The organism is Plantactinospora sp. KBS50 (genome assembly GCF_002285795.1).
Lineage (GTDB): Bacteria > Actinomycetota > Actinomycetes > Mycobacteriales > Micromonosporaceae > KBS50.
In genome coordinates this window covers 1,669,989-1,692,266 of record NZ_CP022961.1, presented here as the reverse complement: position 1 = coordinate 1,692,266, position 22,278 = coordinate 1,669,989, and the positions used below count along the sequence as shown (strand labels likewise).

Genomic DNA, 22,278 nt, shown 5'->3' with positions numbered 1-22,278 from the left:
GCGCGCCGAACCGATCGGTCGGTGCCGCGGCGCGGCCCCGCGCTACGGTTCGGGCATGGCCGGCTACCCCTGGATCAGCTTCACCACCGACTACGGGCTGTCCGACGGCTTTGTCGCGGCGTGCCACGGGGTGATCGCCCGACTGGCGCCCGCGGCCCGGGTGATCGACGTGACGCATCTGCTGCACCCCGGTGACGTGCGGCAGGGCGCCGCGGTCCTGGCGCAGACGGTCGGCCATCTGCCGCCGGCCGTCCATCTCGCGGTGGTGGATCCGAGCGTCGGTACGGCGCGGCGGTCGATCGCCCTGGCCGCACCGGACGGTCTCCTGGTCGGGCCGGACAACGGCCTGCTGCCGTGGGCGGCCGACGTGCTCGGCGGGGTACGGGCGGCCGTCGAGCTGACCAACCCGGCCTGGTTGGGACCGACGGTGTCCCGGACGTTCCACGGCCGGGACATCTTCGCCCCGGTCGCTGCCCGGCTGGCCGGCGGCGAACCGCTTTCCGGCGCCGGCCCCGACATCGACCCGGCCACGCTGGTACGGCTGCCCGACCCGGTGGTGAACGGCGGGGACGGGTGGCTGGAGGCCGAGGTGCTGACCGTCGACCGGTTCGGCAACGTACAGCTCGCCGCCCCGGCACCGGCGTTGGCCGGGCTGGGTTCGCGGCTGCTGGTCAACGACGTACCGGCGGTGCGGGGCGAGACCTTCGGATCGGCGCCGGCGGGCGGGCTGGTGGTGTACGCCGACTCGGCCGGCCAGGCCGCGGTGGCCGTCAACGGCGGTCGCGCCGCGGTCGTCCTGGCGGTCGCTCCCGGCGAGACGCTGCGGATCGTCACCGCCGCGACCGGCGCGGATCTCCCTTGATCCTGATTCGCTGTGGAATGCTGGCGGAGTGGGCAAGCACTCCATCGACCTCGATGTCTGTCCGTGCTGCGGGTACCGCACCGGGGACACCACCTGCCCGGTTTGCCTCTGGACCGACGACGGTCGGGGCGGGACGGACCCGGACGTCGCGCGGGGCGGCCCCAACGGGGAGTTGAGCCTGACCGACGCGCGGCTCAACTTCCAGGTGTACGGCATCAGTCACCCCCGGTTCCGCAACACCGGTCGACCGTCCCGGCGCGAGGAGTCGTCGTGAGCCGCGGGGAGTCGTCGTGAGCAGGGTGGGACGGGCCGGTGCCCGAGGGTGACACCGTCTGGAACACCGCCCGCCTGCTGCATCGGGCGCTGATCGGCGGCCGGCTGACCGCCAGCGACTTCCGGGTGCCCCAACTGGCCACTGTGGACCTTACCGGGGCGACCGTGCTCGGCTCGACCAGCCGCGGCAAACACCTGCTGCTCCGGTTCCGGCTCCAGCCCGACGAGCGGCGGCTGACCCTGCACTCACACCTGCGGATGGACGGGGCATGGCGCGCGTACGCCCCGGGCGAGCGGTGGGCGGCGCGGCCCGCGCACCTGATCCGGGTGGTGCTGCGCACCGCGGAGGCCGTCGCGGTGGGCTATCACCTGCACGACCTGGCGCTGGTGCCGACCGAGCAGGAGGAACGGCTGGTCGGGCACCTCGGCCCCGATCTGCTCGGCGCGGACTGGGATCCGACCGAGGCGACCCGGCGGATCGCCGCCGAACCGGACCGGCAGATCGCGGAGGCCCTGCTCGACCAGCGCAATCTGGCCGGAATCGGCAACCTCTACAAGGGTGAGGTGCTGTTCCTGCGCGGGGTGTCCCCGTGGGCGCGCGTCGGCGACGTACCGGACCTGGCCGGCCTGGTGGCGCTGGCCCAGCGGTTGCTGATGGCGAACCGGGGCCGGTGGACGCAGAGCACCACCGGCTCGCTGCGGCGCGGCGAAACGACCTATGTGTACGCCCGGCGGGCCCAACCGTGTCGCCGGTGCGGCACGGCGATCGCCAAGCGGGACCAGGGTGACCGGGTGACCTACTGGTGCCCGCGCTGCCAGCCCGGCGACCCCGTGGCCTGAGCGTCGGGCGGTGCGGACGGCAGGCCGTCCGGGCCGCGGGCGGTGCGGACAGCAGGCCGTGCGGGCCGCGGGCGGGGTGGGCCGCGGAACGGGCTCAGCGGCTCAGTGGGCCGTGCGGGTCCGTTCGCCGCCGGAGCGGAACTCGGCCAACCCGGCCGCCACGCCGTGCAGGAAGTCGCTCGCCTCGGTCAGCCGGGACACCGAGGGATGGTCGCCGACCGGGTTGGCGTCCTCGGCCACGTAGCCGGCCGCGGCCACCACCAGCCGCTCGTACGCGCTCACCCCGCCGTCGAGCTGGCCGAGCAGCCGGGCGTGCGCCGCCGCCAGCGACTCGCGGGACTCCTCCGGTGCGATCTTGACGGCCCGTTCGATCTCGGCCACCCGGCGGGCCAGGTCCCGCAGCGACCCCTCAGCCACGGCCGCCTCCGCCAGGATTTCGTGGGCGGCGGCGTCGAGCCGGTCGGCGAGCCCGGAAAGTGCCTGCGCGGCCCGGTCCAGCCGCAGCCACGGACCGGCCGCGGCCGATCCGCGCAGGGCCAGCCGGGCGCGCTGCCGGCGTACCTCCCCGACGGCCAGCCGGCCCGCCGGGAGCCGCTCGACGGTGGCGATCAGCCGCGCCTGAACCTGTTCCGGCGACTCGGCGGGCGGCGGTGGCTGCCGGGTCAGGGCACGCAGGTCGGACCAGCGCCACAGCGCGAGCACCGCCGAACCGCCGGCCGCCGCGGCCCAGGCCGCGTCCGGCAGGCCGACCCCGTGGTACGGGGTGAGCACCGCGGCGGCCCCGCCGAGGGTGCCGGCCAGCGCACTCCACCGACGGGCACCCCGGCGCAACCTGCGCACCTGGCGCAGGTAACGCGTCCGCTGGTCGACCACGGCTCCTCCCGCCGGACGGCCGTCGGCTCAGCCGGCGGCGCTGGCGTCTCCGCCAGGGGCCCTGTCCTTGGCCATGCTGGCCCTGATCTCGTCGAGCCGGGCCACCGAGGCGGCATCCGCGCCGGACTCGGTCTGCCCGATCGCCGGCTTGGCGGCCTCGCCGGTGAGCTGTCCGCCGGCCATGCTCGCCCGGATCTGCTCCAACCGGGACTCGCCGGCCAGGTCGAGGCTGGACTTCTGGATTTCCAGCATCCGGCCCTCCACGGAGTTGCCGGCCAGCTCGGCCCGGCCCATCGCGGTGGCGTAGCGGGACTCGATCTTGTCGCGTACCTCGTCCAGCGAGGGCGTGTTGCCGGGCGCGGCGAGCGACGACATCGACTCCAGCGAGCGGGCCACGCTCTCCTGCATCTTGGCCTGCTCAAGCTGGCTGAGCAGCTTGGTGCGCTCGGCCAGCTTCTGCTGGAGGATCATCGAGTTGTTCTCGACCGCCTTGCGCGCCTGGGCGGCCGCGTTCAGCGCCTGGTCGTGCAGGGTCTTGAGGTCCTCGGTCTGCTGCTCGGCCGAGACGAGCTGGGTGGCCAGGGTCTGTGCGGACTGCTCGTACTTCTGCGCCTCGGGCTCGTTGCCGCCGGTGCGGGCCCGGTCGGCCAGCGCCAGCGCCTGCCGGGCCATCCCCTGCAACCGCTCGACCTCGGCGATGTTGCGCGACAGCCGCATCTCCAGCTGACGCTGGTTGCCGATCACCGCGGCCGCCTGCTGGACCAGCGCCTGGTGTTGCCGTTGCGCATCCTCGATGGCCTGCTGGATCTGGACCTTCGGATCGGCGTACTCATCAATCTTGGCGCCGAACAGCGCCATCAGGTAGCGCCAGCCCTTGACGAACGGGTTCGCCATCTCCGCGGTATCCCCTCACGCATTCATTCGATCGCCTCGACCGCGCCGGTCGGGCCCGACCCCCCGAGCCGGCCGCCGCACGACGCCGCCTCCATCGTCCCAGCCACGCGCCAGTCGCGGCAGGGTACCGACGGGCGAAGTTGAATCCGCTCCGGTATCGGGAGATCAACCTTACGCTCCGCAGGCAAGGCCAGCCAGGCCGGCCGGCGCACCGGCCACACCGGTCCGCGCCCATGCCCGAACCACGGCCGCGCCTGACGCTGTGACGCTGCGGGACAGTGTCTCAGGCGGCGCAGACCACGTCGCGGTCGCCTCCGCGGGTCCGCCGGCTGGTCCGCAGGGTCGCCTTGAGCGGGAACTCCTGGGTCACCGAGACCGACACCCGGCCGTCCGAGCTGAGCGTGCGAACCGGGTGCTTCTCGCCGGCCGCCCGCGCGACCCGGTCGGGATGCCCCGCGCCGGCCGACGCCGGCTCCGGCGCCGTCGAATCCGTCGCCGGCAGGCCGTCCACCGGTCGCTCGCGGACCGGCAGCAGCACCCCCGGCACCTGCTCGGCAAGCGCCAGGGTGTCGCTCACCTCGCCCAGCACCTCGGAGAGTCGGGCGCCGAGGGCGTCGCAGATCGCCGCGAGCAGCTCGCTGGACGCCTCCTTCTGCCCGCGCTCGATCTCGGACAGGTAGCCCAGGCTGACATTGGCCGCGGTGGACACCTCGCGCAGTGTCCGGTGCTGACCCTGCCGGCGTGCACGTAGCGCATCACCGATGACTCGGCGCAGCAGGACCATCGCACCTCCCCATCCGCGGGACACTCCGGTCGATTCTCCCGCCCGGCGGCCGAGCGGGAAAGCCCCAGCCCTTGGGGGCGACCAAGAGCTTGACCGCAACCGTACCCGCTACGGACCCGGACGACATCCCGCCCCGCCCGGGCAGCTCGGAACGAAACTCGGGAACGCCGGCCGGATCACCCTCGGCCGGCGCGGCCCCGCGGCCGGTCAGCGCATCGACGGTTCCCGCGCGGCGGCCTGGAGCTCGGCGCTGAGCAGGTCCAACGCCTCCCGCACGGTGGCGGTGCGGATCTCCGCCCGGCCGCCGTCCAGGGCCAGCCGGCGCACCGCGCCGCCGGCCGGGCCGGCCACCGCGACGTACACCTCGCCGACCGGATGTCCGTCCTGCGGCTCCGGCCCCGCGACGCCCGTGGTGGCCACCGCCCAGTCGGCGGCGCAGCGCCGCCGGCAGCCGGCCGCGAGCGCCACGGCCACCTCGGGATCCACCGGTCCGCGGGCGGCCAGCAGGTCCGCCGGTACGTCCGCCAGCCGCTCCTTCAGATCCGTGGCGTAGACCACCAGGCCGCCCCGGTAGACGGCGCTCACCCCGGCGATCTCCACCACGGTGGCGGCCAGCAGACCGCCGGTCAGCGACTCCACGGTCGCGAACGTCTCCCGGCGCTCGACGAGCAGGCGCACGACGGCGGCCGCGGCGCCGCCGGATCCGGGATCCGGACCGGTGCTGCTCATCGGGTACCCCCTGCCCGCTCCGGCCGGGCGGCGCGGCCGCGCGGCCCTGGTGCGACTCAGGCCGAGCGGCGCAGCCGGACGGCCCTGATCACGTAGTCCAATCCCGTCACCACGGTGACGACAACCGCCGCGCCCATGATCCACGCGCCGATGCCGGCGAGGGCGCCCGGCACCGGCCACAGGTACCAGACGATCGCCAGGACCTGCAGGGCGGTCTTGACCTTGCCACCCCGGCTCGCGGCGATCACGCCGTACCGGATCACCCAGAACCGGATCAGCGTCACCCCCAGCTCGCGGGCCAGGATCAGCGCGGTCACCCACCAGGGCAACCGGTCGTACCAGGAGAGCAGCACCAGGGCGGCGCCGGTGAGCGCCTTGTCGGCGATCGGGTCGGCCACCTTGCCGAACGAGGTGACCAGGCCGTACCGGCGGGCGATCCAGCCGTCCACCAGGTCGGTGGTGGAGGCGATCGCGAAGGTCACCGTGGCGGCGATCCGCCAGCCGGGATGGACCAGCGCCGAGCAGCCGACCAGCACCACGAAGACCGGCACCAGGACGATCCGGAGCGCGGTGAGCGCGTTCGCCGCGTTCACCACCGGGACCGACGGTACGGCGGGCCGCCGGGGCTCGGTGGCCGGCACCGGGTCGGCGGCGGCGCGCGGATCGGCGGCGCGCGGATCGGCGGCGCGCGGATCGGCGGCGCGCGGATCGGCGGCGCGCGGATCGGCGGCGCGCGATGCGGCGGCCGGAGCGGCCGGCACCGGGTCGGCGGGCGAAGCGGCCGGAACCGGGTCGGCGGGCGAAGCGGCCGGAACCGGGTCGGCGGCGCGCGAAACGGCCGGCTCGGGGGCCGGCGCCGGGCTCGGCGCGACACCCCCCGGTTCGACCATCGCCGGCACCGCGGCGGCCCAGTCGGTCCGTCCGCTCCCCTCGGTCATCCCGATCCCCCCATTCGGCGCCTCACCCGGCGGCGGACACCATCTCGATCGGCTCGGCCACCAGGTCCACCCCCTCGGTGCCGGTGACCCTGGCCCGGACCAGATCCCCCGGGCGCAGCGCGCTCAGCCCGGCGCCGTCCCCCGGCACCGCGAGCGTGGTCGAACCGTCCACCTCCGGCGCCTGGTGCGCCGCGCGGCCCTCGACGACGCCGTCCGACACCGTGTCCACCAGCACCTCGATGGTCTCGCCCAGCCGTTCCTCGGCCCGCTGCGAGCACAGCTCGTCGGCCAGCCGGACCAGCCGGTCGTACCGGCGGCGGACCGTCGCGGCCGACACCTTGCCGGGCAGCCCGGCCGCCTCGGTCCCGTCCTCGTCGCTGTAGTCGAACACACCGATGGCATCCAGCCGCGCCTCGGTCAGGAAGCGGACCAACTCGTCGACGTCCCGCCGGGTCTCGCCGGGGAACCCGACGATGAAGTTGCTGCGCGCCCCCGCGGCCGGCGCCACCTCGCGGGCCGAGGCAAGCAGGTCCAGGAAGCGTTCCGTGGAGCCGAACCGGCGCATCCGGCGCAGCACCGGCTCGCTGGAATGCTGGAACGACAGGTCGAAGTAGGCCGCCACCCCGGGCGTCCCGGCGATGGCCGCCACCAGGCCGGGTCGCGTCTCGGCCGGCTGGAGGTAGCTGACCCGGACCCGGACGATCCCGGTCACCGCGGCGAGCTGCGGCAACAGCTTCTCCAGCGCCCGCGGGTCGCCGAGGTCCTTGCCGTAGGAGGTGGAGTTCTCGCTGACCAGCACCAGCTCCCGGACGCCCGTGCCGGCCAGCCACTCGGCCTCGGCCAGCAACTCGTCCGGGGTACGCGAGACGAACGCGCCGCGGAAGGCCGGAATGGCGCAGAAGGCGCATCTGCGGTCACAGCCGCTGGCCAGCTTGAGCGAGGCGACCGGTCCCTCGCCCAGCCGGCGGCGCAGCACCGGCCGCAGGTGCGCCGGGGTGTGCTCGTCGGCCAGCGGTTCCGCCGGGCCGCCGTGACCGGGCAGCACCACGGCGCTGCCGCGCCGGGCGACCGGGGTGAGCGGCAGCAGCTCCCGGCGGTCCCGGGGCACGTGCGAGTCGATCCGCTCGCCGGCCAGCACCGAACCCAACCGGGCGGCGATCTGCGGGTAGTCGTCGAAGCCCAGCACCGCGTGCGCCTCGGGCATGCTCTCGTGCAGTTCCCGGCCGTACCGCTCGGCCATGCAGCCGGCCGCGACCACCCGGGCGCCGGACCCGGCCGCCGCGAGCAGGGTCTGGATCGACTCCTGCTTGGCCTTCTCCACGAAGCCACAGGTGTTGACCAGCACCACATCGGCCCCGGCGCCATCGGTGGTCACCTGCCAGCCGTCGGCGTCCAGCCGGGCCGCCAACTCCTCCGAGTCGACCTCGTTGCGGGCACAGCCCAGGGTCAGCAGGGCGACCCGCCGCCCGTCCGGAGAGACGGGGTGGGCGGCACCGGACGAGGAAGGAGAGCTGGCGGACACCATCCGAGCCTACCGGGCCGGTCCCCCGGGTCGCCGACCGCGCCGGATGCCGGGCGGCCGGGCGGGATCCGGGTCACGTCCGGACGGTCGCCCGGGCCAGCCGGTCGAGCAGGAACACCTCGGTCCCGGCCAGCCCGAGCGAGCAGAACAGGCTCACCTGCTCGGGCCGGGTGCGGGCGGGTGCCGCGCCCGCGAGCACGGCCCCCAGCGGGACCAGCCGGTCCCGGTGCGGCGGCACCGCGGCCAGCATCGGCGGGTCGTACCCGCCGACCTGCTCGGGCGCGTCGGTGACCAGCACCTCCGCCCGGTCGAGCAGGTCGGTGCCGAACTCGGCCCGGCCCTGCTGTTTGAAGCCCACCGCGTTGACGTGGGCGCCGGGCGCCAGGTCGGCCGCCCCGATCACCGGGGTCGCGCTGGTGGTGGCCAGCACCACGACGTCGGCGTCCCGCACGGCCGCCGCCGCGCCGGTGGCGACCCGCGCCGGTACGTCGAGTTCGGCCCGGACCCGGGCGGCGAACAGCTCGCCCCGGGCGGCCGTGCGGCAGTACACCCGTACCTCCCGCAGCCGGCGCACCGACGCGGCGGCCCAGACCTGCGTCCAGGCCTGCCCGCCGGCGCCGATCACGGCCAGCGTGGCCGCCTCGGGCCGGGCCAGCGCGTCCACCGCCACCCCGCCGATCGCGCCGGTACGCCGGGAGCCGATCTCGGATCCCACGGCGATCGCCCGGATCCGGCCCGTCTCCGCCTCGTGCAGCACGACGAGCTGCTCGGACCCGGTCCGGCCGAAGGTGTCGTAGCTGCGGTAGCCGTACCACTCGTCGCCCAGCCGGCCGGCCGTGAAGACCAGCCGCCCGCCGTCGAGCGGCGTGGTCGCCCGGGGCGGGGCGACCAGCCGGCCATGGTGCGCGGCGAGCAGCGCCGCACGCATCGCGGCCACCGCGGTCGGGGCGTCCAGCCCGGCCGCGACGTCGGCGTCGGTGAGCAACATCGTCATGCGAGCATCCTGGTATCTGAAGCTCGCTTCAGGTCAAGGGATCCGGTCCGCACGACGCCGGCGCTCAGCCGTCCGACCCGCGGACCCCGGCCAGCGCCTCGGTCAGTTCGTCCGGTTTGACCAGCACGTCGCGCGCCTTGGAGCCCTCGGACGGGCCGACGATGCCGCGGGTCTCCATCAGGTCCATCAGCCGGCCCGCCTTGGCGAATCCGACCCGCAGCTTGCGCTGGAGCATCGAGGTCGACCCGAACTGCGAGGTGACCACCAGCTCGATCGCCTGGACCAGCAGTTCCAGGTCGTCGCCGATGTCCTCGTCGATCTTCTTCTTCGTCTCCTGGCCGACCGTCAGCACGTCCGGGCGGAACTCCGGCTCGCGCTGGTCCTTGCAGAACTTGACGATCTGCCCGATCTCCCGCTCGGTGACCCAGGCGCCCTGGATCCGGGTGGGCTTGGAGGCGCCCATCGGCAGGAACAGCCCGTCGCCCCGGCCGATCAGCTTCTCCGCACCGGGCTGGTCGAGGATGACCCGCGAGTCGGCCAGCGAGGAGGTCGCGAAGGCCAGCCGGGACGGCACGTTGGCCTTGATGAGGCCGGTGACCACGTCCACCGACGGCCGCTGGGTGGCCAGCACCAGGTGGATCCCGGCCGCCCGGGCGAGCTGGGTGATCCGGACGACCGAGTCCTCGACGTCGCGCGGCGCCACCATCATCAGGTCGGCCAGCTCGTCGACGATCACCAGCAGGTACGGGTACGGCCGGATCTCCCGCTCGCTGCCCGGCGGCGCCGTGATCTCGCCGGCCCGGACCCGGCGGTTGTAGTCGTCGATGTGCCGGACGCCGTTGGCCGCCAGGTCGTCGTACCGCATGTCCATCTCGCGGACGACCCACTCCAGCGATTCGGCGGCCTTCTTGGGATTGGTCACGATCGGGGTGACCAGGTGCGGGATGCCCTCGTACATGGTTAGTTCGACCCGCTTCGGGTCGATCAGCAGCAGCCGCACCTCGTCCGGGGTGGCCCGCGCCAGGATCGAGACCAGCAGCGAGTTCAGGCAGCTCGACTTGCCGGCGCCGGTGGCGCCGGCGATGAGGATGTGCGGCATCTTGGCGAGGTTGGCCACCACGTAGCCGCCCTCGATGTCCTTGCCGAGCGCCACCACCATCGGGTGATGGTCCGCGGCGGCGGTCCGGGACCGCAGCACGTCCCCCAGCGCCACGTCCTCGCGGTCGGTGTTCGGGATCTCCACGCCCACCGCGCTCTTGCCCGGGATCGGGCTGAGGATCCGCACATCCGGCGACTTCACCGCGTACGCGATGTTGCGGGAGAGCTGGGTGATCCGCTCCACCTTGACGCCGTGCCCCAGCTCCACCTCGTACCGGGTCACGGTCGGCCCGCGGGTGAAGCCGGTGACCGCGGCGTCGATGTTGAACTGGTCGAACACCCCGGTGAGGGCCGCGATGACCTCGTCGTTGGCCCGGCTGCGGGTCTTCGCCGCGGCGCCCTTGCCGAGCATGTTCGCCGGCGGCAGCTTGTAGTCCCCGGAGATGGCGGTGAGGTCGAGTTGCTCCGCGCGGGTGGGCGCCGGCGAGTGGTCCGGCGGATCGGGTGTCCGGCGGCTGGCCGGCACCCGGGACTTGCGCGGCAGCTCGATGGTCTCCTGGAGTGAGATCGGACCGAGCCCGGCCGCGTCGTCGTCGGCCGGCTCGTCGTCGCCGTCGTCGACGGGCGGCCGGCGCGGCGGCCGCCGCTTGCGCGGGGCGGCGGTGTCCGGCTCGGGCTGCACCGCCGGCTCGGCTCCGGCACCGGTCACCGCGCCGGCGAGCAGGCCGAGCCGCTCGGGAATCTTGTTGATCGGCGTGGCGGTGACCACGAGCAGCCCGAACACCAGCAACAGCAGCAGCGCCGGCACCGCCACCCAGGCGGTGACCGCGTGCTCCAGCAGGTCACCGACGGCGGCGCCGAGCAGGCCGCCGGCGTAGTCCCGCTGGACGTTGTCGACCGGCTGCTGGGCGATGTGCAACAGCGCGTCGGTGCCGACGATCAGCGCCGACCAGCCGACCATGCCGCGGCCGCGGTGCTCCTCCTGCACCGGCACGGGATGGCGCAGCAGGCGGTACGCCCCGACGCCCAGCAGCACCGGCAGCACCACCGAGACGGCCCCGATGAACAGCCGGATCGTGTCGGCGAGCCGGGCGCCCAGCGGTCCGGCACCGGAGAACCACAGGGCCACCGCGGTGAGGATGGCGATGCCGAGCAGCAGCAGTCCACCGCCGTCGCGACGGTGCTCGGGATCCAGCTCCCCGGCGGTGGCCGCGCGGCGGCCGACGGCCCGGACCGCCCAGCCCACGCCGTGCGCCAGCGCCATCCAGAGCGCGCCGAGGCCGCGCAGCAGCGTGGCGCCGAGGCCGGGACGGTTCTTGCGGGCCGGACGGCGGGCGGTGGACCGGCCGCGGGTCGGTTGCCGGGTGTTCCGGCCGCGGGAGCTGGCACCACGCGTCGACGACGCGCCGCGTCGACGGCTCGTGGATGGGGTGCGGCCGGCCATAGAGTCACAGGGTAGCCGCGTGGTCCGAGTATTCCGCGGTTCTGCGGTCCGTGTCCGACCGCCGGTGCCCGCTGCGCGGGCGGCGGCCCGACAGTGCACGTTGCGCGGGTGCCGGCCCGGACACGCCGAGTCGGCCCGAAATGCGCCTCCAGGAGGGACGCCGCATGGCTGCACCCCGGATGACCCCGGTCCGGTCGCTGTCCACGGCGCTGGCGTCGGCCCGGGACCTGCCGGACGGTCCGCGGCGACTGGTCGAGCTGACCGAGGTGGCCGAGCGGGCCGACGGGCTGGCCGCACCGGCGCTGGGGCTCGCGGCCCGGCTGGACCTGCTGGAAACCGCCCTGGGCCGGGGCGAGGGCTGGCGCGCGCCGGGGCCGCTGCGCTGGTGCCTGTCCACCGTGGAACACCGGCCCGACCTGCTTCCCGGCGAGGACGCGCAGCGGCTGCGCGAGGCCCAGGAGCACACCGTGGCGGCGGCGCTGGAGAGCCCGCGGCTGTCCCTGGTCGACGCCGTCGACCTGCTCGACGACCTGCACCGGTGGCTGGCGGCGCGGGGACGCCCGCCGGGGCGCGCGTACCGTTTGCGGGCCCGGCTGGCCGACCACGTCGGCGATCGGGAGGCCGCGCGGCGCTGGCTGGCCCGGGCTCGGGACGGCGGCGACGACGGCTGCCCGGCCTGCGCCGCGACCGACGAGGTGGAGCTGCTGGCCGGTTGGGGCGACTGGTCTCCGGCGCTGCGGGCTGCCGGACCGGCGCTGGCCGGCGGTACCCGGTGCCCGGACGCGCCGGAGCGGGCACTGGCCGGGCTGCTGCTGCCGTACCTGCGCTCGGGCCAGCCGGCGACGGCCGCGCAGGCGCACCGGCTGGCCTGGCGACGGCACCGCCGGGAACGGCCGGCCCGGCGGCTGGTCGCGAGCCACCTGCGGTATCTCGCCCTGGCCGGGCGGTACCGGCGCGGCCTCGCGGTCCTCGCGGCCCAGCTACCCGGCCCCGACGACCCCGGTCCGGAGGGGGTGACCATGGAACTGGCCGCGGCCGGCGCGCTGCTCTGCCGGCGGGCGGCGGACGCCGCGCAGGAGGGGACCGGCCCCGAGCTGCCCGACCCCGACGAACCCGACACCGACGAACCCGATCCCGACGAGCCCGGCACCGGCGGGTCCGACACCGACCCGCCCGAAGCCGGCGCGACCGGGACCGGCGCGGCCGACCTGCGCGGGCTGGGCGCGCGGCTGTGGGCCACGGCCGCCGCGCTGGCCGCGCGCTTCGACGCGCGCAACGGTACCGCCCACCAGTCGGACCGGCTGGCCGGCTGGTACGACGCGGAGCCGGCGATCGGGCACCCCGCTGGCGGGCCGGCCCACCCGAACCGGACCGGGTGAGACCGTCCCGGCGCGGACCCGCGGGAGACCGTCCCGTCCCGGCGCGGACCCGCGGGAGACCGTCCCGTCCCGGTGCGGGCGGGCCGCGGATCAGGCGGCGGTCGGGGCGTACTCCGGCAGCCTTGTCGCATCGGCCTTGCCGAACTGCCTGGCCAGGATGTTCCGGACCGGCCAGTGGTGCATCATCCGCATCGAGGCGGTGCGCGCCGAGATCTCCAGGCGGGTACGCGGCGCGAACCCGCGCAGGCCGCCGGGCGGCAGTGCCTGGCCCCGCCGGACGTAGTCCCGCAGGGTGTCCTGGTATCGCCGGAACGCCACCTCGGGCGCGCCGGGCGCCGCGGCCACTTCCCCGGCCAGCACGTACGCGCCGACCAGCGCCATGCTGGTGCCCATGCCGGTCAACGGCGAACCGCAGTAGCCGGCGTCCCCGAGCAGCGCCACCCGCCCGTGCCACCAGGTCGGGACGTGCACCTGGCAGATCGGGTCGAAGTAGAAGTCGGTGGCGGTCCACATCGCGGCCAGCAGTTGCGGCACCCGCCAGCCGACCCCGGTGAACGCCTCGGCGACGATCCGGCGCTGCTGGTCGGGGTCGCGGCGGTCGACACCCAGTGGCGGCGAGGTGAAGGCGAGCAGCGCCTTGGCGGTGCCGTTGCGCTCCGGTCGCACGCCGGCCACCCGTCCGCCGGGGGCGTTGTGCATCAGGAACCAGGAATCCAGGTCGCCGGGGTCCGGCACGGTGAAGTAGCTCGTGTAGCCGCCGAGCGGGCGGACATGGTCGACCTCCGGCCCGAAGGCGAGGCGGCGCACCCCCGAATGCACGCCGTCCGCGCCGACCACGATGTCGAACCGACGCTGCGCGCCGGTCGCGAATCGCACCCGCACGCCGTCGCCGTCCTGGTCGAGCCCGACGATCCGGTCGGCGAACAGGTACTCGACGGATTCCCTGGTGTGCTCGTACAGCACCGCGGCCAGATCGCCGCGGGAGATCTCGATCTCCGACACGATGCCCTCGCCGCCGAAAAGGTGCGCGGGCATCCGGCTCAGCCACCGGCCGCCCGCGTCCACATAGGCGATTCCGCGCTCCTCGACCCGCAGTTCGCGGACCTGGGAAAGCACGCCCATCCGCGCGAGCACGTCGCGGGCGGCACCGCGGACGTCCACCGCCTGGCCGCCGGGCCGCACGGCGGCGCCGGTCTCCACCACCGTCACCGCATGGCCGTACCGGTGCAGCCAGTACGCGAGCGCGGGTCCGGCGATGCCGGCCCCGGAGATCAGCACGGTCCCCGCCATGGTTCCTCCCACGTGTGTACGCTGTACATCATGTCGAATTCAGCCTATGCAGACGGCTACACCTGCGGCAATGTGCGCACGGAAGCGCGCGCACGATGACCGTGTGTACTAGTACGGGTGGACGATCGCCGGGCCAGCACGGGCGGCGCGGCAGCGCGCCGCGGTGTGATGCTCAGCACGGTGGTGTACCAGGATCCACGGGCCGCACGGGACCGGCGCGGTGAGCCGACCCGACCCGCCGTACCAGCGCATCTTCACCGCGATCCGCGACCGGATCGCCGCCGGCGAGCTGCGACCGGGTGATCCGGTGCCGTCCGCCCGGCGGATCGCCCGGGACTGGACGGTCGCCATCGCCACCGCCACCAAGGCGCACGCGGCGCTCCGCCGGGCGGGGCTGACCGAGGTCCTGCCCGGTGTCGGCACCGTGGTCGCCACCCCGGCCAGCGCGACGACGCGATCGACCGGGGCCGGCCGGCCGGCCCCCGAAATCGGCCGGGACCGGATCGTCCGGGCGGCCGTGGAGATCGCCGACGCCGACGGGCTGGCCGAACTCTCCATGCGACGGGTGGCAACCGGGCTCGGCGTGGCCACCATGTCGCTCTACCGGTACGTGGCCGGCAAGGAGGAACTGGTCCTGCACATGATCGACGCGGTCTTCGGTGAGCAGCCGCCGGACCCGCCCGGCCCCGGTGGATGGCGTGCCGAGCTGGAGCGGATCGCCCGATCCATGTGGGCGATGTTCCAACGCCATCCGTGGCTGGCTCCGGCCATGTCCCTGACCCGGCCGCAGCTCGCGCCGAACGCGCTGGCGATCACCGGGCGGGTGCTCGGCGCGCTGGCCGGCACCGGGTTGAGCACCGAGGACCGGTTCCGGGTGCACGTCACGCTGTTCAGCTTCGTCCGCGGGGTGGCCACCGCGCTCGAACCCGAGGCGGAGGCCCGCCGGGACACCGGGCTGACCGAGGACGAATGGATGGCGACGCAGCAGACACGGCTGTGGGAGCTGGCCGACCGTTCGCCGGTGCTGCCGCCGTTGCTGGGCGACGGGTTCGACTTCGACCTGGACGTGCTGTTCGAGTTCGGCCTCGGCCGCCTGTTGGACGGCTTCGAGGCGTACCTGCGGGTCGGTTAGGTCTGTTCCACAGGAACCGGCGCTAGCGGCGCGGGACCTGGTGGCGGACCCGCGACGTCGGCGCCGCCGGGTCGGCGGGCGCCGCGGCGGCGTCGTCGGCCAGGGACCCGGCCGCCCGCTGCCCGGTGTTGCGGGCGGTCACCAGCGCCAGGCCGTTCGCCTGGAGGATCTCGGTGATCGGCTGGAAGAACGTCACGCCGCCTCCGGCGCAGTCGCCGGCACCGCCGGAGGTGACCCCCTGCGCCTGGTCGCCGGAGACCCAGGGGCCGCCGGAGTCGCCCGCCTCGGCGCACACGTCGGTCCGGGTCAGCCCGGTCACCGTGCCCTGCGGGTAGTTGACCGTCGCGTTCTTCGCCCGGATCAGCCCGCAGTGCACGCCCGTGGTCGAGCCGGCCCGGCAGACCGAGGCGCCGACCGGGGCCTCGGCCGAGCCGTTCACCGGCACCGCGCCGCCGGCGAAGCCGTCGACCAGGCCCGCCGGCTGCCAGCCGGCGTTCACCCGGACCACCGCCCAGTCGTCGCCGGGGAACGAACTGGCCGTGAAGACGCCCTGGGCGGCCCCGTCGAGGTCGGTGGTGCTGCTGCCGCGACGTCCACAGTGGCCGGCCGTGACGAACCCGCCGGTCACGGCGAACCCGACCGAGCAGCGGGTCACCCCGTCGATGCGGTACGGGTCGCCGCCGTGCACCGCGGACAGCGGGCGCGGCGACTCGGTCGAGGTGATCAGCCGGACCAGCCCGGGATCCGCCCCGCTGGCGGCGAGCAGCCGCCCGAAGGCACCCTCGCCGCCCGGCCGGACCAGCACGGTGATCACGTTGTCGGGGACGTCGACGTACCAGCCCGCCGAGCCGGCGTCCGGGGCGGCGGTCTGGCCGCCGGTGGCGCTCGCACGGGCCGGTACGGCCCGGTCGAGGCGCTGCTTGGCCCGGTTGAGTTCGGCCGCGGTGTGCGCCACCACCACCGGCTCGGCGCCGGCGGCGCGGATCCGCTCGGCCTGCGCCGGGTCGGTGACCGCCACGGTGAGCCGCGAGCCGTCCCCGTTCAGCCAGGCACCGCCCCAGGTCGCGGCGCCGATGGCGGTGCGCAGGGCGTTCGCGGTGGCGGTGGCGGTGCGTTCCCGAACCAGCCGCCACCGGGCCCGCTCCGGGGAGATGCCCAGGTCGTGCGCGAGCACGGCGACCAGCTCCGGAGCCGGCACCGCGGCCGGAAGGGCGGACCGGTGCGCCGGCCGGTCGTCGGCGAGCGCCGGGATCGTCACCACGGCCAGGGCCAGCAGCCCGGCCGCGGTCACCCCGGCCAGGGTCACCCGCCTGCGGTCCATCCTCGGCTCCCTCCGCCATCGAGCTGGCGCCGGGTGGGAGTACGCGACGACGAGCCGGGACGGACGGGCGAAGCGGCGGTGACGAGAATCACCCGGGCACGGTTGAACCGGACGGCACGGGCTCGCCGTACCGGACCGGCCGGGTGGCCGCGGACCGCGGCCGGGCGGCGCCCGCGGACCGCGGTCTCAGCCCCGCACGACGCCTCAGACCTCCACCACGGTCGGGACGATCATGGGCCGGCGCCGGTACGCGTCGTTGACCCAGCGTCCCACCGTGCGCCGGACGATCTGCTGCAACTGGTGCGGGTCGGCGATGCCGTCCAGGGCCGCCCGGCCGAGCGCCTCGGTGATCAGCGGAATCACCGGGTTGAAGGCGTCCGGGTCGTCCGAGAAGCCCTTGGCCGAGACGGTCGGACCGCCCACCACCTTGCCGGTCACCGAGTCGACCACCACGGTCGCCGAGATGAAGCCCCCGTCGCCGAGGATCCGGCGCTCGGTGAGCAGCGACTCCCCCACGTCCCCGACGGCCAGGCCGTCCACATAGACGTACCGGCTGCCCAGCCGGCCGACCACCGACGCCCGGCCCTCGACGAGGTCGACCACGTCGCCGTCCTCGCAGATCACCACCCGGTCCGGCGCCACCCCGGACTCCACGCCCAGCCGGGCGTGCGCCCGCAGGTGCCGCCACTCGCCGTGCACCGGCATCAGGTTGCTCGGCCGGGTCACGTTGAGCAGGTAGAGCAGTTCCCCGGCGGGGGCGTGCCCGGAGACGTGCACCTTTGCCACGTCCTTGTGGATCACGGTGGCGCCGCCCCGGGACAGCCGGTTGATCACGCGGTAGACCGCGGTCTCGTTTCCCGGCACCAGCGAGCTGGCCAGCACGACGGTGTCGCCGGGCGCGATGGTGATGTGCCGGTGGTCGCCGCTGGCCATCCGGCCCAGCGCGCTCATCGGCTCGCCCTGCGAGCCGGTGGACATCAGCACGATCCGCTCCGGCGGCAGCGTGGTCGCCTCGTCCAGCGCGATCACCAGGCCCGGCGGGATCCGCAGCAGGCCGAGGTCGCGGGCGATGCCCATGTTGCGCACCATCGACCGGCCGATGAAGGCCACCTTCCGGCCGTGCTCGCCGGCCGAGTCCAGCACCTGCTGCACCCGGTGCACGTGCGAGGCGAACGAGGCCACGATGATCCGGCCGGTCGCCTTCGCGAAGATCGAGTCCAGCACCGGGCCGATCTCCCGCTCCGGCGTGACGAACCCCGGGATCTCGGCGTTCGTCGAGTCCGACAGGAGCAGGTCGACGCCCTCGCCGCCGAGCCGGGCGAAGCCGGCCAGGTCGGTGATCCGGCCGTCCAGCGGGAGCTGGTCCATCTTGAAGTCGCCGGTGTGCAGCACCAGGCCGGCCGGGGTGCGGATGGCCACCGCCAGCGCGTCCGGGATCGAGTGGTTGACCGCGAAGAACTCGCACTCGAACGGGCCGAGCCGTTCCCGGCCGCCCTCCCGGACGGTCAGCGCGTACGGCTCGATCCGGCGCTCGGCGAGCTTCGCCTCGACCAGGGCCAGGGTGAACTGCGAGCCGACCAGCGGGATGTCCGGCTTGTGGGCCAGCAGGTACGGCACGGCACCGATGTGGTCCTCGTGCCCGTGGGTGAGCACGATGGCCTGCACGTCGTTCAGCCGGTCCAGGATCGGCCCGAAGTCGGGCAGGATCAGGTCGACGCCGGGCTGCTCGACGTCGGGGAAGAGCACGCCGCAGTCGACGACGAGCAGCTTGCCCGCGTACTCGAAGACGGTCATGTTGCGGCCGATGGCGCCGAGGCCGCCGAGCGGGATGATCCGCAGGCCGCCCTCGGGCAGCGGCGGTGGGAATTGCTTGTCGGTGTCGATCACGGTCATTCGGTAACTCCGAGGGATGGGGTCGGCACGATCATGCCGGTAGGTCCAGGCCGGCGTCCGCACAGTCGCGCCGCAGCTGTGTCAGCTCGGCGTCCGTGGCGTCGACCAACGGTGGGCGTACCGGACCGGCGGGCAGGCCCAGGGCGGCCATGGCGGCCTTCACGAGGATCGTCCCCTGGGTCCGGAAGATGCCGGTGAACAGCGGCAGCAGTCGTTGGTGCAGCGCCCGCGCCGCCGCCACCTCGCCCCGCTCGTACGCCTCGATCAGCTGCTTGGCGAGCGCGCCGGTCAGGTGCGTGGAGGTGCCGACCAGACCGATCCCGCCGACCGACAGCAGCGGCAGGGTCATCGCGTCGTCGCCGGAGTAGTACGCGAGGTCGGTGCGGCTGGTCACCCAGGAGGTCGCGGTGAGATCGCCCTTGGCGTCCTTGACCGCGACGATGCGGTCGTGCTCGGCGAGCCGGACCAGGGTCTCGGTGGCGATCGGGGTCCCGGTGCGGCCGGGGATGTCGTAGAGCATCACCGGCAGGCCGGTGGCGTCGGCCACGGCGGTGAAGTGGCGCAGCAGGCCGGCCTGTGGCGGCTTGTTGTAGTAGGGCGTCACCACGAGCAGCCCGTGCGCGCCCGCCTTCTCGGCCGCGACCGCCAGCTCGATGGTGTGCCGGGTGTCGTTGGTGCCGATCCCCGCCACCACCCGGGTCCGGTCGCCGACGGCCGACACCACGGCCCGGATCAACCGTTCCTTCTCCGCGTCGGTCGTGGTCGGCGACTCGCCGGTGGTGCCGTTGACCACCAGGGCATCGTTGTCCTGTTCGTCCACCAGATAGCCGGCGAGCCGGGCCGCACCGTCGAGGTCCAGCGCCCCGTCCGGGCTGAACGGGCTGACCATGGCGGTGAGAAGCCGCCCGAACGGGCGCGGTGTCGCCGGGTCGGCACGGTCCGGGTGGTGGTGCGTCATACCGACAACCTAGCGGACCGGGCAGGGGCGCCGACGGGGGAAGGTACGCCGAGCGGGCGGCCCGATGCCGGGAGCCGGCGGACCGGGTGACGCCAACGATGACACCAGATGACGCCACCTGACGCCGTCTACCGAGACCACATGACGCCAGTCCTACTTGCAACGACGTCTTGATGGTGTCATAGTGACGTCATGGACCTGGCACCCTACGTCGAATCGCTGCGGCAGGACCTCGCCGCCGTGGCCGCACCCGCCGGCCCGGACACCGCCCGCGCCGCCGAGTTGCTCGCCAGCTCGCTCGAACCGTCCGTCCGGCTCTGCCTGCTCCAGGTGCTCACCGACACGGCCGCGGAACTCACCACCAAGCTCGACGGGGCCGCCGTCGAGGTGCGGCTGCGGGACCGGGCCGCCGACCTCGTCGTCCTGCCGATCGAGCCGGTGGAACCGGCCCGGCCCGCACCGGCGACGCCGCCCGGCGAACCCACCGGCGACGTCACCCGGATCACCCTGCGGCTGGCCGAGTCGCTCAAGGACGGCGTGGAACAGGCCGCGGCGGCCGAGGGCATCTCGGTGAACGCCTGGCTGGTCCGCGCCGTCAGCGCCGCGCTGTACGGCCCACCGGGGCCACCGGGGCCACCGGGGCCGCCCGGCTGGTCCGGCCCGCGCCCGGGCCGCAGTTCCCGGCGGATCACCGGATTCGCCCAGGCCTGAGGCACCCCTTCCACACCCGGCGGCCCGCGCGCACCACCGCGTCGCCGCGGTTCCCCCTGCGCCGTACCATCCCTGCCATCGAAGGAGCAGTCATGACCGAGTTTCCGGTCGATCGCCCGATCACGCTGGTGATCTCCGTGCCCTCGGGCGACATCGAGGTGGTCGCCGTGGACGGCGCCACCACCGCCGTCGACGTCGCGCCGCACGACGATCGGGACGCCTCCCGCCAACTGGCCGCCGACACCACCGTGGACCTGGACGGCGACACCCTGCGCGTCACCGCGCCCCGGAACAAGGGCGGAATCCTGCGCCGCAGCGGATCCCTGCGGATCCGCGTCACCGTGCCGGTCGGCAGCGGCGCCTGGATCGACACCGCGTCGGCCGACGTGACCCTGCGCGGACCGCTCGCGACGACCGACATCACCGGCGCGTCCGCCGACCTGGACATCGCGGAGGTGACCGGCGACGCGCGGGTGAAGACCGCCAGCGGCGACGTCGTGTTCGGCCGCGTCGGCGGCGAACTGGACATCGAGTGCGCCTCCGGCGACATCGCCATCACCCGTCCCGGCAGCGCCACCCGGATCGCCACCGCCAGCGGCGACGTGGTGCTGCGGGAGACGAGCGGAGATCTCCAGATCAAGTCCGCCTCGGGTGACATCCACATCGATGCCGCGGGGCACGGCAACGTCGGGATCACCACCGCCTCCGGTGACGTCCAGATCGGCGTACCGGCCGGCACCGGCGTGTGGCTGGACCTCCAGTCGCTCTCCGGCAGCACCCGCAACGGCCTGCGGATGAGCGACGGCGACACGGCACCGCCCAACGGGCACCAGCTCGGCCTCCAGGTACGCACCCTGAGCGGCGACATCGACCTTCGGAAGGTGGGCTGACCCGTGAGCAGAGCCAAGCGACCCGGCCACGGCGGGCACTCGCACCGGGCACCCGGCCGCGGGGCCGGACGCTGTCCCGAGCACGGTACGACCTGCCGCGGGCTGGCGTCCTGCTCCGGCTACTCCTACCTGCCGGAGCTGGCGTACCTGCCGATCCGGGCGGCCCGATGACCCGCCCCCTGTGGCGCAACCGCTCCTTCAACCTGCTCTGGGGCAGCCAGACGCTGTCCGACCTGGGCGCCAGCATGTCGGCGCTGGCCATCCCGCTGCTCGTGCTGGCGCTCACCGGCTCGCCGGTGCAGGCCGGCGCGGTCGGCACGGTGCTGGCGGTGACCCGGCTGGTCTGCCGGCTGCCCGCCGGGGTGCTGGCCGACCGGGTCGACCGGCGGCGGACCCTGCTGGCCTGCGACGCGGTACGGATCGTCGGGTACGTCTTCCTCGGCGTCACGATCCTCACCGGACACGTCAGCCTGACCGCGGTGATCGCCGTGGCCGTCCTGGACGCGGCCTGCGCCGTCCTGTTCGGCACGGTGGAGCACGCCGCGCTGGCCAGCCTGGTCGGCCGCGAGCAGCTCCCGGACGCGGTGGCCCGCAACGAGGCCCGGCTGCACGGCACCGCGCTGGCCGGGCCGCCGCTGGGCGGACTGCTGTTCGGGCTCGGCCGGTCCCTGCCGTTCCTGGCCGACGCCGTCAGCTACCTGCTGTCGTTCGTGGGCGTCCTGCTGATCCGCGACCCCATGCAGCAGCCCCGGACGCAGGCTCCGCGCGGCCACGCCACCGAACTGGCCGAGGGGATCAGGTTCGCCCTCGGCGACCGGTTCCTGCGTGCGGTGCTGCTGGTGGCGCCGCCGCTGAACATGGGCATCAGCGGCGTCGTCTTCGCGCTCATCGTGATCCTGCAACGGCACCACGTCCCGCCGGCGCTCATCGGCACGGTCGAGACGATCATCGCGGCCGGCGGGCTGGTGGGGGCGTTCGCGGCCCCCGCCCTGCAACGGCGGCTGCGGATGCCCGTGCTGGTCGTCAGCATCTGCTGGGCCGCGGTCGGCCTGCTGGCGCTGGCCGCCCCGCTGAGCAGCATCCTCGCGGCCGTGCCGGTCGCGGCCGTGCTGCTGCTCAGCCCGGCCTGCAACGCGGCGCTGTTCGGCTACCAGGCCGCGATCACGCCGGATCGGCTCCAGGGCCGGGTGGTCAGCGTCATCATCTTCGCCGCCAGCTCCATGGCCTCGACCTCCCCGCTGCTGGCCGGGCTGCTCATCGAGCACGTCGGCGGCCCGGCCACGCTGATGGTCTTCGCCGCGCTGGTGGCGGTCTCCGCGCTGACCGCCACGATCAGCCGCGGCATCCGCTCCATGCGGCCGCTTCGCCCCGCGGTGCCGGCCGCCGAACCCGTCGCCGGTTGACGGCACGGCGGCAGCGTTGACGGCTCGGTGACGGCGTTGACGGCTCGGTG

The 22,278-nt window shown here is 74.6% G+C and carries 21 protein-coding genes; 9 read left to right on the top strand and 12 right to left on the bottom strand.

Annotation, left to right across the window (positions count from 1 at the left end; genetic code table 11):
- Positions 1–55: 55 nt before the first annotated feature.
- The 3 genes from CIK06_RS07720 to CIK06_RS07710 are packed head-to-tail and all read left to right on the top strand — an operon-like array spanning position 56 to position 1,975.
- Entirely contained in the window at positions 56–862 is an 807-nt protein-coding gene (locus CIK06_RS07720) for an S-adenosyl-l-methionine hydroxide adenosyltransferase family protein (protein WP_095564247.1), read from the top strand.
- A 28-nt stretch (positions 863–890) separates the two neighbouring features.
- Positions 891–1,136, top strand: coding sequence for a CPCC family cysteine-rich protein (locus CIK06_RS07715; RefSeq protein ID WP_232534069.1), 246 nt, complete (start codon positions 891–893; stop codon positions 1,134–1,136).
- Positions 1,137–1,174: 38 nt separating this feature from the next.
- Complete coding sequence (locus CIK06_RS07710; RefSeq protein ID WP_095564246.1) at positions 1,175–1,975, top strand: DNA-formamidopyrimidine glycosylase family protein; 801 nt, start codon at positions 1,175–1,177, stop codon at positions 1,973–1,975.
- A 102-nt stretch (positions 1,976–2,077) separates the two neighbouring features.
- Here CIK06_RS07710 and CIK06_RS07705 read toward each other — a convergent pair whose 3' ends face one another.
- The 8 genes from CIK06_RS07705 to CIK06_RS07670 all read right to left on the bottom strand — a co-directional run bounded on the left by CIK06_RS07705 (position 2,078) and on the right by CIK06_RS07670 (position 11,251).
- A complete protein-coding gene (locus tag CIK06_RS07705) occupies positions 2,078–2,848 on the bottom strand; it encodes a hypothetical protein (protein ID WP_095564245.1) in 771 nt (256 codons plus the stop codon).
- Between the two features lie 27 nt (positions 2,849–2,875).
- The gene (locus CIK06_RS07700) at positions 2,876–3,742 is read right to left on the bottom strand and encodes a PspA/IM30 family protein (RefSeq protein WP_095564244.1); all 867 of its coding nucleotides are present in this window, start codon (positions 3,740–3,742) and stop codon (positions 2,876–2,878) included.
- A 283-nt stretch (positions 3,743–4,025) separates the two neighbouring features.
- A complete protein-coding gene (locus CIK06_RS07695) occupies positions 4,026–4,526 on the bottom strand; it encodes a helix-turn-helix domain-containing protein (protein WP_095564243.1) in 501 nt (166 codons plus the stop codon).
- Between the two features lie 207 nt (positions 4,527–4,733).
- Entirely contained in the window at positions 4,734–5,255 is a 522-nt protein-coding gene (locus tag CIK06_RS07690) for a CinA family protein (RefSeq protein WP_095564242.1), read from the bottom strand.
- A 56-nt stretch (positions 5,256–5,311) separates the two neighbouring features.
- Entirely contained in the window at positions 5,312–5,896 is a 585-nt protein-coding gene (gene pgsA / locus CIK06_RS07685) for a CDP-diacylglycerol--glycerol-3-phosphate 3-phosphatidyltransferase (RefSeq protein ID WP_095567648.1), read from the bottom strand.
- A gap of 319 nt (positions 5,897–6,215) precedes the next feature.
- Positions 6,216–7,718 carry a 30S ribosomal protein S12 methylthiotransferase RimO gene (rimO, locus tag CIK06_RS07680; RefSeq protein ID WP_095564241.1) on the bottom strand — a complete coding sequence of 501 codons (1,503 nt, stop codon included), beginning with the start codon at positions 7,716–7,718 and terminating at the stop codon, positions 6,216–6,218.
- A 70-nt stretch (positions 7,719–7,788) separates the two neighbouring features.
- A complete protein-coding gene (locus CIK06_RS07675) occupies positions 7,789–8,709 on the bottom strand; it encodes an ornithine cyclodeaminase family protein (protein ID WP_095564240.1) in 921 nt (306 codons plus the stop codon).
- A gap of 64 nt (positions 8,710–8,773) precedes the next feature.
- Positions 8,774–11,251: a DNA translocase FtsK gene (locus tag CIK06_RS07670; protein WP_095564239.1), complete on the bottom strand. Its 2,478-nt coding sequence runs from the start codon at positions 11,249–11,251 to the stop codon at positions 8,774–8,776.
- A 164-nt stretch (positions 11,252–11,415) separates the two neighbouring features.
- On the opposite strand from CIK06_RS07670, the gene CIK06_RS07665 reads away from it, so the two are divergent.
- The gene (locus CIK06_RS07665) at positions 11,416–12,630 is read left to right on the top strand and encodes a hypothetical protein (RefSeq protein WP_095564238.1); all 1,215 of its coding nucleotides are present in this window, start codon (positions 11,416–11,418) and stop codon (positions 12,628–12,630) included.
- Between the two features lie 90 nt (positions 12,631–12,720).
- Here CIK06_RS07665 and CIK06_RS07660 read toward each other — a convergent pair whose 3' ends face one another.
- Positions 12,721–13,920, bottom strand: a complete 1,200-nt coding sequence (locus tag CIK06_RS07660; RefSeq protein ID WP_095564237.1) for an FAD-dependent monooxygenase — start codon at positions 13,918–13,920, stop codon at positions 12,721–12,723.
- Between the two features lie 220 nt (positions 13,921–14,140).
- Here CIK06_RS07660 and CIK06_RS07655 point away from each other — a divergent pair, with 220 nt between their 5' ends.
- Complete coding sequence (locus tag CIK06_RS07655; protein ID WP_095564236.1) at positions 14,141–15,052, top strand: TetR/AcrR family transcriptional regulator C-terminal domain-containing protein; 912 nt, start codon at positions 14,141–14,143, stop codon at positions 15,050–15,052.
- Positions 15,053–15,074: 22 nt separating this feature from the next.
- Here CIK06_RS07655 and CIK06_RS07650 read toward each other — a convergent pair whose 3' ends face one another.
- The 3 genes from CIK06_RS07650 to dapA form a co-directional block, all read right to left on the bottom strand.
- Positions 15,075–16,373 carry a S1 family peptidase gene (locus CIK06_RS07650; protein WP_095564235.1) on the bottom strand — a complete coding sequence of 433 codons (1,299 nt, stop codon included), beginning with the start codon at positions 16,371–16,373 and terminating at the stop codon, positions 15,075–15,077.
- A 204-nt stretch (positions 16,374–16,577) separates the two neighbouring features.
- On the bottom strand, positions 16,578–18,266 hold the full coding sequence (locus CIK06_RS07645; RefSeq protein WP_095564234.1) for a ribonuclease J: 1,689 nt from the start codon (positions 18,264–18,266) through the stop codon (positions 16,578–16,580).
- Positions 18,267–18,297: 31 nt separating this feature from the next.
- Positions 18,298–19,224, bottom strand: coding sequence for a 4-hydroxy-tetrahydrodipicolinate synthase (gene dapA / locus CIK06_RS07640; RefSeq protein ID WP_095564233.1), 927 nt, complete (start codon positions 19,222–19,224; stop codon positions 18,298–18,300).
- A gap of 192 nt (positions 19,225–19,416) precedes the next feature.
- Here dapA and CIK06_RS07635 point away from each other — a divergent pair, with 192 nt between their 5' ends.
- From CIK06_RS07635 to CIK06_RS07625, 4 genes are all read left to right on the top strand, one after another.
- Positions 19,417–19,935 (top strand): hypothetical protein, encoded by a 519-nt coding sequence (locus CIK06_RS07635; RefSeq protein WP_095564232.1) that lies wholly within the window; start codon positions 19,417–19,419, stop codon positions 19,933–19,935.
- A 92-nt stretch (positions 19,936–20,027) separates the two neighbouring features.
- On the top strand, positions 20,028–20,825 hold the full coding sequence (locus tag CIK06_RS07630; RefSeq protein WP_095564231.1) for a DUF4097 family beta strand repeat-containing protein: 798 nt from the start codon (positions 20,028–20,030) through the stop codon (positions 20,823–20,825).
- A gap of 3 nt (positions 20,826–20,828) precedes the next feature.
- Entirely contained in the window at positions 20,829–20,996 is a 168-nt protein-coding gene (locus tag CIK06_RS29175) for a hypothetical protein (protein ID WP_157756641.1), read from the top strand.
- Positions 20,993–22,228: an MFS transporter gene (locus tag CIK06_RS07625; RefSeq protein ID WP_095564230.1), complete on the top strand. Its 1,236-nt coding sequence runs from the start codon at positions 20,993–20,995 to the stop codon at positions 22,226–22,228. Before CIK06_RS29175 ends, CIK06_RS07625 begins: the two co-directional genes overlap by 4 nt.
- Positions 22,229–22,278 lie beyond the last annotated feature (50 nt).